Genomic DNA, 14,722 nt, shown 5'->3' with positions numbered 1-14,722 from the left:
AAAAATAAATATTTAATTGTACATGCAATATTAATAAAATTTATCATATTATATTTATAAGCACTATTAGGAGGAGCATCCGTGTTTTTCATGAATTGTTTATTAGATATAATTGGAAATGTTACATTTTTAACAGCTTATATAACTGGTAGTAGTTCATTCCCTCAACCATTAAGTGAAGAAGAAGAAAGGTTATATTTAACAAAGCTAAAGGAAGGAGATTTACTAGCTAAAAGTATACTAGTTGAACGAAATTTAAGGCTTGTTGCACATATCGTAAAAAAATATTCTTACCCAGGCAAGGATGTAGATGACCTAATATCAATAGGAACTGTTGGGCTCATTAAAGCTATAGATTCCTTTGATATAAGCAAAGGAACAAGGCTTGCCACCTATGCAGCAAGGTGTATAGAAAATGAGATACTAATGCTTATTCGAAATAATAAGAAAACAAAAGGAGAAATATACCTACAGGACCCTATAGGAATCGATAAAGAGGGAAATGAAATCTCACTGATGGATGTGTTAAGTAGTGATGAAGATTCTATAATTGAGATAGTGGAAAGCAAAATACAAATTAAAAAGCTTTATAATAAGATTAATGTAGCTTTAATGGATAGAGAAAAAACAATAATTCAAATGCGTTATGGACTGATTGATGGTAAACCTAGAACGCAAAGAGAGATTGCATTAATTTTAGGAATTTCAAGGTCTTATGTTTCTAGAATTGAAAAGAGAGCCTTGAAGAAGTTATATAAAGAATTAAATAGTAATAACAAGACTAAGTTGAATCTATCTAATAAATTGCTCTAAAAGGTAATAAAAACTTAAAGAAGGAGAAACTTACAATACGTCGAATATTATAATTTGGAGATGATTTCTAAGAAAAATAAATCAATAGAATTTAATTCTGTTAAAAATTATGACAACTATGATATAATTATAACCTATGCACCTCTAGGTAAATTAAAACAATTTGAGGAAAATGGAGCAAAAATTTTAAGTGGCAAGAGCATGTTAATATTTCAAGTCATTTTGCCATAGATATTTGCGAGTCTTCATTAAACGAACAGGGGGATAAATAATGATATCACTTAACGAATTATTAGGAAAAACTGTAGAAATGAATGCATCAGATCTTCACTTAACAGTTGGATCAGTACCAGTTATTAGGGTTAACGGACATTTAATACAAGCAGGGCAAGAGAAATTAACACCAGCAGATACGGAAAAGTACTCAAGAGAAATTTTAGGTGACTCTTATGAAGAATATATTAAAAATGGTGAAATAGATAATTCTTATTCTATCGGAGGACTTGGGAGATTTAGGGTAAATGTTTACAAACAAAGGGGTAGCGATACTATTGCTATTAGAGTGGTAACACTAAAAATCCCTACCCTTAAGCAACTAGAGTTTCCAGAGGTTATTCGAACGCTTACTACAAAACAAAGAGGGTTAGTTTTGGTAACTGGGCCAACAGGTAGTGGTAAAAGTACAACACTTGCTGCCATGGTTAATGAAATTAATTCCACTAGGGCATGCAATATTATAACCTTAGAAGATCCAATTGAATACCTGCATAAACATAATCAATCTATTATTAATCAAAGAGAAATTGGCAAAGACAGTAAGAATTATAAAAATGCTTTAAGAGCTATCCTTAGAGAAGATCCAGATGTTATACTAGTAGGGGAAATGAGAGATCTTGAAACCATTTCTATTGCTATAACAGCTGCTGAAACTGGGCATTTGGTATTCTCTACTCTACATACTATAGGAGCAGCAAAAACTGTAGATAGAATAGTTGATGTATTCCCTCCTCACCAACAACAACAAATTAAAGTTCAACTAGCTGCTGTAATGCAGGGAATAGTTTCTCAACAATTAATACCTAAGAGTGATGTAGGTGGAAGAGTTGCAGCCCTGGAGGTAATGATATCAACTCCAGCAATTCAAAATCTTATTCGTGAAGGTAAAACACATCAGTTAGAGTCTTGTGTTCAAACTGGTGGTAAATATGGCATGAAAACCATGGACATGTCAATTGCAGATTTATATAAAAAGGGAATTATATCTAAAGATGATGCGATGACCTACTCAGTGGATAGTGAAATGATGATAAGAATGCTATCTATGTAGTTAAGTGTATCAAATTATAATATTGCATTTTTTGCATATTGCAATTATACTTAGCTAGTGAAGAAATTTAACTTTTAATATAATTAATTTAATATAACTTACTAATTTGAAATTAAGTTTACAAGTATTATCAAGCGTGCAATTAAATGCAAACTATATTTTAATTGTATTTAAGTTTGTAATGAATTTTAAAAAATATTATAAAAAATTAATTTAAATAAAAGGGAAAATTATTTTTTTGTTGAATATATATACTTGTGGTTTCTATTATAAGGGGGATAAACTTAATGAAACATATAGTAGGAATTGATTTGGGATCATCAAAGATATGTGGAGCAGTTGGTAAAATAAGCAGCAATGCAAAACTTCAGATTATAGGCATTACATCAGTTGTATGTAGTGGTTTAAATAAATCAGTTGTAATAGATATTGATAGTACAGCTGAAAGTATAAAACAATGTATCTCTCAATTAGAATGTATGACAGATTCGCAAATAAGTGAGGGCTATATATCATTGCCTGGAGGGATTTGTGAGCTGGTAAAAAATACAGGTATGGTTGCGATTTCTTCTGAAGATAGAGAGATTAAGCAAAGTGATGTGGACAGGGTAATTGAAGCAGCTAAACTTATTTCAGTTTCTTTCGATAAAGAAATAGTGGGTGTTGAGCCAGAACAATATATTGTTGATGGATATGACAATATTAAAGACCCTAGGGGAATGAGTGGAGAAAGGCTTGAAGTTGAAGCTCAAGTAGTTATGGCGCAATCAACAGTAGTTAGTAATTTATTGAAAAGTGTAAATAAGGCTGGCCTTAAAGTTAGTGGCATAGTTCTTGGGCCATCAGCTATATCTGAGGCCGTTTTAAAAAAGGAAGAGAAGGATATGGGCACAGCGCTTGTAGATATTGGAGCCGAGACCATAGATATCTCAATTTATAAAGGCACGAAACTAAAATATACTTCTATTATTCAACTAGGTGGAGCTAACATTACCAATGATATATCAGTTTGTCTTAAGGTTCCTTATAGCGAAGGTGAAAGATTAAAGCTTAAATATGGAAGCTTGGTTAAAGGTAAAGAGACGGATGATGATAAGATTACAATTAAAGATTCTTATGATAACTTAATGGAGATTGATAGGGATTTATTAATTGATATAATTCATGCTAGAGTTGAAGAACTATTGCACTTGATAAAGGAAAACTTATTAAGTAGTGAAATTTATAAGGAAGTTTCGGGTGTAGTAATAGTCGGAGGTGGTATATCTTTATTTAGAGGTATAATTGATCTAAGTAAAGAGATTTTTAATAAACCAGTGAGGATTGGTTCACCAGAATATGTTGGAGCAGCTAGTCCCATGTACGTTAATGCAGTAGGAATTGTTGCACATGCTGCTAATAATGCTAAACTAAACGATATTCTGTCTGAGCAATCAGATGAGCATTCATATGAAAACAAAAAAACAAAAAAACAAAATAAAAAGGGAAAAAATGAATTTGCATCAAAAGTCAAAGAATTTTTTGCAGATTTTTTCTAATAAGGAGGTAGTGTTGTGCTAGATTTTGATGTTGATATTCAGGAATTTGCTCAGATTAAGGTAATTGGGTGTGGAGGCGGAGGAAACAATGCTATAAACAGAATGATTACTGAGGGACTAAAGAATGTGGAATTTATAGCTATAAATACAGATAAACAAGCTTTAATTCTTTCTCATGCTGTTCAAAAGATTCAAATTGGGGACAAGCTAACAAAGGGTCTTGGAGCAGGTGCAAATCCAGAGATTGGTATGAAAGCTGCAGAGGAAAGCAGGGATGAAATTTCCCAAGCTATAAAAGGTGCCGATATGGTGTTTATTACTGCAGGTATGGGTGGTGGTACAGGTACTGGAGCTGCACCCGTGGTAGCAGAAATTGCCAAATCCATGGGAATATTAACTGTTGGAGTTGTAACAAAACCATTTCCTTTTGAAGGCAGAAAAAGAATGATTAATGCTGAGTCTGGAATAAAAACCCTTAAGGAAACAGTGGATACTCTAGTAACAATTCCAAATGAAAGATTATTAACCATGGTAGATAAGAAAACAACATTGATGGATTCTTTTAAAATGGCAGATGATGTTTTAAGACAAGGTATACAAGGTATATCTGACTTGATTACCATTCCTGGTCTTGTTAATCTCGATTTTGCAGACGTGAGAACAATTATGCTCGCTAAAGGTCTTGCACATATGGGTGTTGGTAGAGCTTCTGGGGATAATAGATCTCAAGAAGCAGCTAAACAAGCCATTTCAAGCCCATTACTGGAAACTTCAATAGTTGGTGCTACAGGTGTACTTTTAAATATTACTGGTGGAATGGATTTGGGATTACTTGAGATAAATGAAGCAGCGGAGATTGTACAAGGTGCTGCAGATCCAGATGCTAACATTATATTTGGTGCAGTTATAGACGAAAATCTAAAAGATGAAATAAGAATTACAGTTATTGCTACTGGTTTTGAAAATGAAAGAATAGTGCAAAGTAAAACTGTGCAAAAGCCAAAAGAAAGAGAATCAATTAATACTATTGAAGAAGTAGCCTATACTAAAAAAGACACTGAAGCCTCTGATTTAGAAATTCCTGCTTTTTTAAGAAGACAAAGCAAATAAGAATAAATAATTAAAAAGAAAAAATAGTAAATAGAAAAGTGCCTATATGGCACTTTTTTTGTATTTTAATTAACTTTAAATATTTTTAAATAATATGGGAATTAATAGCGTTTTATAAAAGAATAAAAATTTACTTATGTGGTATGAAGTGACAAAATATTGAAAATATAAGTTATATAATAACTTTAAAGGAGGAAGGCAATTGATAGTATATATAGACATCCTTTTATTGGTGAATTTTATAGTTAATCTTTTTATATTACATGTCACTGCTCAGACGTTAAGAAAAAGGGAAAGGCTTACATGGATGTGCATTTCAAGTGTACTAGGAAGCTTATATGTTTTAACAGTAATATATCCAAGCTTAGTGTTCATGTCAAGGATACCTTTTAAACTGCTAATAGTCATTATAATGATTTTAATTGGTTTTAGAGAAAAAAGTATATTATTCAATATTAAAGCCTCCCTAATATTTATATTATATTCAATTCTTTTAGCTGGAATGTGTTTACTTATCCAAATAAATAATAGTGTGGATATGTCCTTTGATATAATTATAATAAACTTCCCTTATGAAAAGTTGTTACTTTCAGTTATGGTAATTTATATATTTATTTATAGGTTAATGATTTTTGTAGAGGACAGAAGAGGCGTGTCAACCCTTATATATACAATTGACGTGATATATAAAAACCATAAACATACTATAAAAGCATTCTTAGATACAGGAAATGAGCTCCGGGAACCTGCTACAAATTTGCCAGTGTTAATTGTTGAGAAAGATACTTTAAAAGATATTTTATTAGAGAAAAATAATACTTATTCTGTTCCTTATACCGTAGTAAATGGATCAAGTGGTATGCTTATGGGGTTTAAACCAGAATATATTAACATTCATATTAACAAGAAAAATATTGAAACAAGAGATGTAATTATAGTTTTTTGTGGATACAAACTAAGTAAGGATAATGACTATAATGGCCTTATGTCAAGGGGAATACTTAGTTGATAGCGGGATAATTAGTAATTGTTAATAATAGAAATAAGGAGGGAATTATGTTAAATTTTAAAGTAGTGTTAAACAAGTTGTTTGTTAAATTCAAAGTGTTTTCAAGAAATTTGTTTTATATAGGGGGTAATGATGCACTACCACCTCCTTTAACTAAGGACGAAGAGGATGAATTAGTAGTTAGATTGGATACAGGAGATAAAAAAGTTAGGGCAACCTTAATTGAAAGAAATTTAAGGCTGGTAGTATATATAGCAAGGAAGTTTGAAAATACAGGTGTAAATGTTGAAGATTTAATTTCGGTGGGTACAATAGGTCTTATAAAAGCAGTAAATACTTTTGATCCTGAAAAGAAAATTAAATTGGCTACATATGCTTCAAGATGTATTGAAAATGAAATTTTAATGTATCTTAGAAGAAATAGTAAGATTAAAACGGAAATTTCTTTTTATGAACCATTAAATGTTGACTGGGATGGCAATGAATTGTTGCTCTCTGACATTCTAGGCACTGATAATGATGTGGTTTACAATATTATTGAAGATGATGTAGACAAACAATTACTTTGGCTTGCGATGCAACGTTTAAATTTAAGGGAAAGAGAAATTGTACAATTAAGATTTGGATTAAATGAAACTACGGAAAAAACACAAAAGGAAGTGGCAGATATACTCGGGATATCACAATCTTATATATCTAGACTTGAAAAAAGAATTATAAAAAGATTGAAAAAAGAAATTAATAAAATGGTGTAGGGTTGTCTTTAGTATAAAAGTTAAATCATAAGGACATAATTTAAATGCAATTACTCTGAAGGGAATGATGACCTTATGATGATCAACAAAGTAGAGATATGTGGTGTAAATACTTCGAAGTTACCAGTATTAAAAGAAAAAGAAATGAAAGAGTTACTATTTAGAATGCAAAATGGTGACAATTCGTGCAGGGAAGACTTTATTAAAGGGAATTTAAGGCTAGTTTTAAGTGTAATAAAACGTTTTAACAATCGTGGGGAAAATGTAGATGATTTATTTCAAGTAGGTTGTATTGGCTTAATTAAATCAATTGATAATTTTGATTTAAGTCAAAATGTCAGGTTTTCAACATATGCAGTTCCTATGATAATTGGAGAAATAAGAAGGTACTTAAGAGATAATAACTCTATAAGAGTTAGTAGATCACTCCGTGATATCGCATATAGAGCATTGCAAGTTAGAGATAGATTGGTTAATCAAGACAATAAAGAACCTACAGTAACTCAGATAGCAAAAGAACTAGAACTTCCTAGAGAGGACGTGGTATTTGCTTTAGATGCTATACAAGACCCTGTATCTTTATTCGAACCAATCTATCATGATGGCGGAGATGCAATTTATGTAATGGATCAAATTAGTGACACTAAAAACATAGACGATAGTTGGATCGAGAATATATCCATTAAAGAGGCAATGAAAAAGATAAATGATAGAGAAAAGCTCATATTAAATTTGAGATTTTTTGATGGAAGAACACAAATGGAGGTAGCTGATGAAATAGGAATATCTCAAGCTCAGGTATCTAGATTAGAAAAGACTGCATTAAAGCACATGAGAAAATATGTATAGGGTTCCTAAAGGGAACCCTTTTTTTAGTAATTAAATAAGAATAATAAAAAGTATTAATCAATATTCTTATTATTCGTGAAATTAAAATAGTGTAATTTTAAATGATATTTTCAACAACTTATGAATATAACTAATATATGGCATTGTTATATAAAAAGGAAATTGTACAGTTGCTAGATAAAATTAAGAATTTCATTAGATAAAAACTGATAGGGGGTAATAAATTGGAGAGTTTAATGCATTCAATAAATAATTTAAGGCAGATGGAGATTATAGATATAAATTCAGGCACAAAAATGGGATATATGAAAGATTTAAAAGTTGATTGTGAAGACTATAGAGTTATTTCAATTCTGATGCCAACTCAGAGATCATCTTGGTTCAATAAAAATAATAGTATTGAGATACCTTGGGAGAAGATAAAAAAAGTTGGCGTGGATGTTATTTTAGTAGATGGTAGTGATGTAATTATGGAAGAAGAATAGTAGGTGTATAAATGTAAATAACAAGTTAAAGCCATAGCTTTAGGTTGTTATTTATTTTTTTATCGTTTAACTATTCAATTTTATTAGAAAAAGTGTATAATGTTAGTAGGTTCACAAATACATCAGAAAAAGGATGTGGAAATATTGAAGTGTCCATATTGCAGTGGTGAAGAAAGTAAAGTAGTTGACTCTAGGTCAACAGAGGATAACATTGCAACTAGAAGAAGAAGAGAGTGTCTAGGTTGCTTTAAAAGATATACTACTTACGAAAAGGTAGAAGACATACCTATTTTAGTAATAAAAAAGGATTTTAATAGAGAATATTTTGATAGAACAAAGATAATAAATGGACTCATGAAAGCCTGCCAAAAGAGACCGGTATCAAGAATGCAAATCGAAGCTATTTGTGATGAAGTGGAAAAACAATTAAACAATGAAATGCTTACAGAGGTAGCCTCTGAATATATAGGAGAAATTATAATGAGCATATTAAAAAGTGTAGATGAAGTTTCCTATGTTAGATTTGCTTCTGTTTATAGACAATTTAAAGATATTAATACGTTTATGGAGGAAATAAGAAAATTGATGTCTAAGGAATAAATATTCCCTTAGGCGTTTTTTATATGTGGTTAGGTTATGGTATTATAAAAGTTACACAAAGGGGGTGGGTAAGTGGAAATTGAAATCTTTAACAATTTTGAATTTATAAAGTTTCAGCATGATAATGCAAGGATTTTGTTTTCAACAGCAAAATATGGGCTAAACTTTAATAAAAACACTGAACAAGGATTACGAAGTCTAGAAAGTGTAAAAGAATATTATGGATTAGAAGGGATTGGATATTTAAATCAGATACACAGTGACTTAATATTTAATTTTGATGGAGCTATTAAGGATGGAGATTCAATAATAACAGATAAATCCAAAATAGCTATAGGTGTATTCACCGCTGATTGTGTTCCTGTAATTTTAGTGGATACTACAAAAGGAGTAATAGCAGCTGTACATAGTGGATGGAAAGGTACAAAGGAATTAGTAGTAAGTAAAACTATTGAAAACTTACAATTGGATTATGGTGTAAGAGCTGCAGATGTTAGAGTTTACATTGGCCCACATATCGGAGTGTGTTGCTATGGAATTAGTCAAGAACTAATGGACGAGTTTACTGGCCAGGAAATTTATAGAAATATTAGAATTAATAATGATAATAAGCTTGATTTAGAAAAATGTATTTTGACACAGCTAACACAGAAAGGTATTAAAGAAGAGAATATTAATGTTACAAATACTTGTACTTCATGTAATAAACAATATGAATTATATTCCTACAGGTTTAGTAAAAATAAGCAAGGAAGGATGTTTTCTTTTGTTTATTTGACATAATAAGTATACGGAGAAATATGGAGGTTTAACAATGGCTGAAGAGAAGATATTAGTGGTGGATGATGAAGAACATATTCAAGAGTTAATTAGATTTAACTTGGAGAAGAATGGGTATAAAGTTATATGTGCGGCCAATGGTGTAGATGCTATAAAAATGGCTAAAGAACAATTGCCACAACTTATGTTATTAGATTTAATGTTGCCTGGAATGGATGGATTAGATGTATGCAAAGAAATAAGGAAAGATTCCTCAATGTCAAATATGCCAATTATAATGATAACAGCAAAAGGAGAAGAAATTGATAAAATAATAGGGCTAGAACTAGGTGCAGATGACTATATCACAAAGCCTTTCTCAGTACGAGAGCTAGTCGCAAGGATTAAAGCTATACTTAGAAGAAGTACGCAACAGGTGATTGAAAAGACTTTTAAAGTGGGTAATTTAGCTGTTGATTTTGGTAAGCATGAAGTTGTTAAAAATGAAAATAAAGTTGATTTAACCTTAAAGGAATTTGAATTACTAGAAATCTTAATAAAAAACAAAGGTAGGGTTATGACTAGGGATTTCTTGCTGGATAAAATATGGGGTTATGAATATGTAGGGGAGACCAGAACAGTAGATGTACACATAAGGCATTTAAGACAGAAAATTGAAGATGATGATAAAAATCCACTTTATATCCAGACTATTCGTGGTATAGGATATAGATTTAATTTTGGAGAATAATTATGAAGAACAAGTTGACAATATATTTACTAGGCACTGTAATTTTTATATTTATAGTGGTAACTGCGTTATTCGCATCTATTTTTAATTATGAATATGAGCAAAATTTAAAGGACAAACTTGAAATAAATAATAATATGATAATTAGTTTGCTTCAAAGTAATAATTTAAAAGATCATGAGAAATTTTTTATGGAGAACTTGGTAAGTTCGCATATGAGAGTTACATATATTGATAAGGTTGGTAAGATTATTTATGATTCTATTATAAATGGAGAAACCATGGAAAATCACAATGATAGACAAGAGATAATGGAAGCAAGAAAAAGTGGAAGCGGGTTTGTAACGAGATATAGTAAATCTAATAAAGAGAGTATGATGTATTATGCAACTGCTTTTGGAGATGGGTTTATTATTAGAAGTTCAATGCCGCTTAAAATGGTAAATGGATTAGGAAGTAAATATTTTAAGTTTTACCTTGTGGCCATAATTTTTTCAGCATTAATGTCAATTTGGTTTTCTTTAAAGTTATCTCATATTATATTAAAACCTATTATAGACTTAACTTTTATTACTTCAAGAATTAGCAAGGGAGAATTTCATAGAAGAGCTAAAACACTAGCAGATGGAGAAATAGGTGAACTAGCTAAAAACTTTAATGAAATGGCAGATAAACTAGAGTTTACATTAAATGAAGTCACAGACAAACAAAATAGACTTGAGGCAATACTTCAAAGTATGGATAGTGGAGTTATTGCAGTTGATAGAAATAATATGGTTATAATGATTAATCCATATGCTAACAAGATATTTGGGGTCACTAAAGATATTATAGGGCAAAATCTTATAGATAATATAAGAGATTTTGAGCTAGAGAATATCTTTCATCAAAGTGACAATGATTACAAAGAAATAAAGATAATTTGGCCACAAGAAAGAGAACTTAGAATAAAAACCGCGGATATAATCAATAGAAGTGAACATATTGGTACTGTGGCTGTTGTTCAGGATATTACAGAAGTAAAAAAATTAGAAAAAATGAGAACTCAATTTGTTGCCAATGTTTCACATGAACTAAAAACGCCTTTAACATCAATTAAAGGATTCGCAGAAACTTTAAAATACGTTGAAGATGCCACTACAAAAGAAAAGTTTTTAAATATAATTAATGAAGAAACTGAAAGATTAACTAGATTAATTACAGATATTTTAATACTTTCACACATAGAACAACAAACTGAACTTAAAAGTGAAAAGGTTGATGTTAATAAAATTGTACAGGATGTCTATAATTTAATGAAAAACACAGCAGATGTAAAACAAATTCAGTTATCAATGGACCAACAGAACTTAAAACCACTCATAGGTGATGCCGACAAGTTTAAACAAATGTTAATCAATTTAGTAGATAATGCTATTAACTATTCGGAAGTGGGGGATAGCGTTTGCATTGGAACGGAGTATAAAGCCAATAGATGCATTCTATGGGTTAAGGATACTGGGGTTGGAATAGCTAAAAGTCAAATTTCACGTATTTTTGAGAGGTTCTATAGAGTAGACAAGGCTCGCTCTAGATCGAAAGGTGGCACAGGACTAGGGCTCGCTATAGTAAAGCATATAGTGCTTAAGTTTAATGGAAAGATATATGTAGAAAGTGAGCTAGGGTGTGGCAGTAAATTCATAATTGAAATTCCCTATGATAAATAAAAATAATATATTAAGGTTTAATAACAGATACCCTGCAATGTAGACAAATAAAAAATGTCTACATTGCAGGGTACTTTTATTTATTGTGACACTTAATTAGATTCTGAAGTCGTTAATATTGCAGCACCGCAGGTGATGATTTAATTCATTGTAAAGTTTAATTAACAGTAGTAAAGCCATAGTTAACTTTTCCATAATACGTAGTTAACTTTCAGGGCATATTATATAAGTATAGCAAATAGTTAATAAAATAATTTTAATATATGAATGGAGGAATTATCAATGAAAAGAAAAAGCTTAAAATTAATGGTGGCGGTATTAACAGTTGTAATGACAGTAGGAATTTTAGGAGGGTGCGGAAGTAAAAGTGCTACTGATAGTACGGGAGCTACACCTGAATCTAAAAAAACTCAATTATCAGGTGATATAACTGCAGCAGGGTCCACTGCACTTCAGCCTTTAGCTGAAATAGCTGCTAAAAAATTCTTAGATAAGAATCCAGGCGCAACAGTAAATGTACAAGGCGGAGGAAGTGGTACTGGACTTAAATTAGTGTTAGAAGGTAGCGTAGAAATAGGAAATTCAGATATATATGCAAATGAGAAAGAGGGAATTGATGCAGCTGCACTCAAAGATCATAAGGTAGCCGTTGTAGGAATTGCAGCAGTAACAAATAATAAAGTTAAAGTTGACTCTTTAACAAAACAGCAATTAATAGACATATTTACAGGGAAGATAAAGAACTGGAAAGAGGTTGGGGGAGCTGATATAGCTATTACAGTTATAAACAGACCAAAATCATCAGGAACAAGGCAGGTATTTAAAAAATATGCTTTAGATGGAAAAGAAGAAGTAGCTGGTTTAACACAAGATTCAAGTGGGGCGGTTAAGGGAGCAATCGTGAAAACAGACGGAGCAATAAGTTATTTAGCTTTATCATATTTTGCCGATGCAGCTAATAAAGAAGGCTTAAACATATTAAAGATTGATGGTGTAGAAGCAAATGCAGAGAATATAAGCACAGATAAATACAAGACTTGGGCATATGAGCATATGTACACTAAAGGGGAACCTACAGAATTAACAAAAGCATACCTAGATTATATGGTAAGTGATGATATGAAAGCATCAATAATAAAACTTGGATACATTCCAATGTCAGATATGAAGGCTACAAGAGATTAAAATAATTTTTAGAGGTAAAATAATATGAAAAAAAATGATATGAGGACAATGATTTTAAAACTTAAAAATGAGTATCTAGGACGCGGATTTGCTATGTTTTGTGGTGCAATAATAGTTATCCTCACTTTTGCAATCATATTTTTCATAGCTACTAAGGGCTTAAATACTTTTGTAAGGCATGGATACTCAATGGTTAACTTTATATTCTCTAAGAATTGGAATCCTGAGGGTGCTGGCGAAGGGCTACCACCCCAATTTGGAACTTTGATATTTATTCTAGGATCTTCCGTTGTGTCTTTTCTTGCTGTAATTGTAAGTGCACCAATAGGAATAGCTTTAGCAGTATTTATGAATATAATTTCACCAAAGCTTGGAAAAGCAGTGCTTCAACCTGCCATAGAATTATTTGTGGGAATACCTTCAGTGGTATATGGTTGGATAGGTGTAAGTGTTTTAGTGCCTATTATTAAACTTTGGTTTGGGGGAATTGGATTTAGTCTATTAGCTGGAGTGGCAGTTATTAGCATAATGATTTTGCCAACAATCACAAGTATAGCATCTGATGCTATAAAAACTATACCAAGAGATTATGTAGAAGCCTCTTATGGACTTGGGGCAACAAGGTGGCAAACTATAATTAAGGTTATCATTCCAGCAGCTAAAAGTGGAATATTAACAGGAATAGTACTAGGAGTTGCAAGAGCCTTTGGAGAAGCACTAGCAGTACAAATGGTTATAGGAAACTCAGTTACTTTTCCTAAGGGGATACTTGGAACTACATCTACATTAACAAGCATACTCACTATGGATATGGCAAATACAATCTATGGTACAGCTTGGAATGATGCATTATGGTCCATGGCACTGTTACTACTAATAATTTCTTTTGTATTTATACTTATAATTAGGAAAATAGGAAAGAGAGGTGAGGCATAATGAGCTCTAAGGTTAAAGATAAAATAGCTACCATAGTTTTATATATAGTTTCTGCTTTAGTAATTCTTTTACTTGTAAGCCTCATTGGATATATTCTATACAATGGAAGGGAATCATTAAATTTAGAGTTTTTATTTGGTGAGTCGAAGATTGGAGAATCTGGAGGAGGTATTGGACGTCAGTTATATAATTCTATGCATTTACTTATAGTAACACTTATAATTACAGTACCTCTTGGAGTAGGAGCTGGAATATATCTAGCTGAATATGCAAAAGAAGGAAAGATATTAAATATCATTAGATTGTGTATTGAAACTATGGCATCACTGCCTTCTATAGTAGTTGGATTATTTGGGCTTCTAGTTTTTGTTAACATGACAAAATGGGGTTATTCTCTTATTGCAGGAGCATTAGCTATAACTATAATAAATCTACCAGGTATGACTAGAGTTAGTGAGAATGCTATTAAAGCTGCATCAGCAGGTGTTAAAGAAGCTAGTTTAGGACTGGGTGCTACTAGGTGGCAGACAATTAGAAATGTCATATTGCCCTCTGCAATGCCGCAAATTTTAACAGGTATTATATTAGCAGCAGGAAGAATATTTGGAGAAGCAGCAGCTCTACTATATACTGCAGGAATGAGTGCACCAGCTTTAAATTTTACTAATTTGAGTTTGACCAGCAAAGCGTCAGCCTACAGTTTATTAAGGCCAGCTGAAACGTTGTCTGTATACATATGGAAACTAAATTCTGAAGGAATGGTTCCAGATGCTACAAAAATTGCTAACGGAGCTTCAGCAGTTCTAATAATTGCAGTACTTATATTTAATATATCTGCAAGAATAATCGGAAAAAAAATGTATGAAAACTATACAGGCACTAAGTAAGGAGGAAACAAC

General features: G+C 31.5%; 15 protein-coding genes. All 15 read left to right on the top strand.

The window, feature by feature from the left end; translation table 11 throughout:
- Positions 1-90 precede the first annotated feature (90 nt).
- The 15 genes from sigK to pstA all read left to right on the top strand — a co-directional run bounded on the left by sigK (position 91) and on the right by pstA (position 14,710).
- Positions 91-813: an RNA polymerase sporulation sigma factor SigK gene (gene sigK, locus LGK97_RS00445; protein WP_264174944.1), complete on the top strand. Its 723-nt coding sequence runs from the start codon at positions 91-93 to the stop codon at positions 811-813.
- A 271-nt stretch (positions 814-1,084) separates the two neighbouring features.
- A complete protein-coding gene (locus tag LGK97_RS00440) occupies positions 1,085-2,140 on the top strand; it encodes a type IV pilus twitching motility protein PilT (protein ID WP_226257762.1) in 1,056 nt (351 codons plus the stop codon).
- 287 nt (positions 2,141-2,427) lie between these two features.
- Entirely contained in the window at positions 2,428-3,678 is a 1,251-nt protein-coding gene (gene ftsA, locus LGK97_RS00435) for a cell division protein FtsA (protein WP_226257761.1), read from the top strand.
- 15 nt (positions 3,679-3,693) lie between these two features.
- The gene (ftsZ, locus tag LGK97_RS00430) at positions 3,694-4,788 is read left to right on the top strand and encodes a cell division protein FtsZ (protein ID WP_226257760.1); all 1,095 of its coding nucleotides are present in this window, start codon (positions 3,694-3,696) and stop codon (positions 4,786-4,788) included.
- A 202-nt stretch (positions 4,789-4,990) separates the two neighbouring features.
- Positions 4,991-5,797 (top strand): sigma-E processing peptidase SpoIIGA, encoded by an 807-nt coding sequence (gene spoIIGA, locus LGK97_RS00425; protein ID WP_226257759.1) that lies wholly within the window; start codon positions 4,991-4,993, stop codon positions 5,795-5,797.
- Between the two features lie 47 nt (positions 5,798-5,844).
- A complete protein-coding gene (gene sigE / locus LGK97_RS00420; protein WP_226257758.1) occupies positions 5,845-6,552 on the top strand; it encodes an RNA polymerase sporulation sigma factor SigE in 708 nt (235 codons plus the stop codon).
- 75 nt (positions 6,553-6,627) lie between these two features.
- Positions 6,628-7,401, top strand: a complete 774-nt coding sequence (gene sigG / locus LGK97_RS00415) for an RNA polymerase sporulation sigma factor SigG (protein ID WP_226257757.1) — start codon at positions 6,628-6,630, stop codon at positions 7,399-7,401.
- Between the two features lie 224 nt (positions 7,402-7,625).
- A complete protein-coding gene (locus tag LGK97_RS00410) occupies positions 7,626-7,886 on the top strand; it encodes a YlmC/YmxH family sporulation protein (RefSeq protein WP_226257756.1) in 261 nt (86 codons plus the stop codon).
- Between the two features lie 144 nt (positions 7,887-8,030).
- Positions 8,031-8,486, top strand: coding sequence for a transcriptional regulator NrdR (gene nrdR, locus LGK97_RS00405; protein WP_226257994.1), 456 nt, complete (start codon positions 8,031-8,033; stop codon positions 8,484-8,486).
- Between the two features lie 72 nt (positions 8,487-8,558).
- Positions 8,559-9,269 carry a peptidoglycan editing factor PgeF gene (gene pgeF, locus LGK97_RS00400; protein ID WP_226257755.1) on the top strand — a complete coding sequence of 237 codons (711 nt, stop codon included), beginning with the start codon at positions 8,559-8,561 and terminating at the stop codon, positions 9,267-9,269.
- 31 nt (positions 9,270-9,300) lie between these two features.
- Complete coding sequence (locus LGK97_RS00395) at positions 9,301-9,996, top strand: response regulator transcription factor (protein ID WP_226257754.1); 696 nt, start codon at positions 9,301-9,303, stop codon at positions 9,994-9,996.
- A gap of 2 nt (positions 9,997-9,998) precedes the next feature.
- Complete coding sequence (gene pnpS / locus LGK97_RS00390; protein ID WP_226257753.1) at positions 9,999-11,702, top strand: two-component system histidine kinase PnpS; 1,704 nt, start codon at positions 9,999-10,001, stop codon at positions 11,700-11,702.
- 282 nt (positions 11,703-11,984) lie between these two features.
- Entirely contained in the window at positions 11,985-12,887 is a 903-nt protein-coding gene (locus tag LGK97_RS00385) for a phosphate ABC transporter substrate-binding protein (RefSeq protein ID WP_226257752.1), read from the top strand.
- 24 nt (positions 12,888-12,911) lie between these two features.
- Complete coding sequence (pstC, locus tag LGK97_RS00380) at positions 12,912-13,823, top strand: phosphate ABC transporter permease subunit PstC (RefSeq protein WP_226257751.1); 912 nt, start codon at positions 12,912-12,914, stop codon at positions 13,821-13,823.
- Entirely contained in the window at positions 13,823-14,710 is an 888-nt protein-coding gene (gene pstA, locus LGK97_RS00375; RefSeq protein WP_226257750.1) for a phosphate ABC transporter permease PstA, read from the top strand. The genes pstC and pstA overlap by 1 nt, the downstream gene beginning before the upstream one ends.
- The last annotated feature ends 12 nt before the right edge of the window (positions 14,711-14,722 follow it).

This window comes from Clostridium sp. CS001 (genome assembly GCF_020443565.1).
Classification (GTDB): domain Bacteria; phylum Bacillota; class Clostridia; order Clostridiales; family Clostridiaceae; genus Clostridium_AD.
This window is presented reverse-complemented; position numbering and strand designations above follow the sequence as displayed.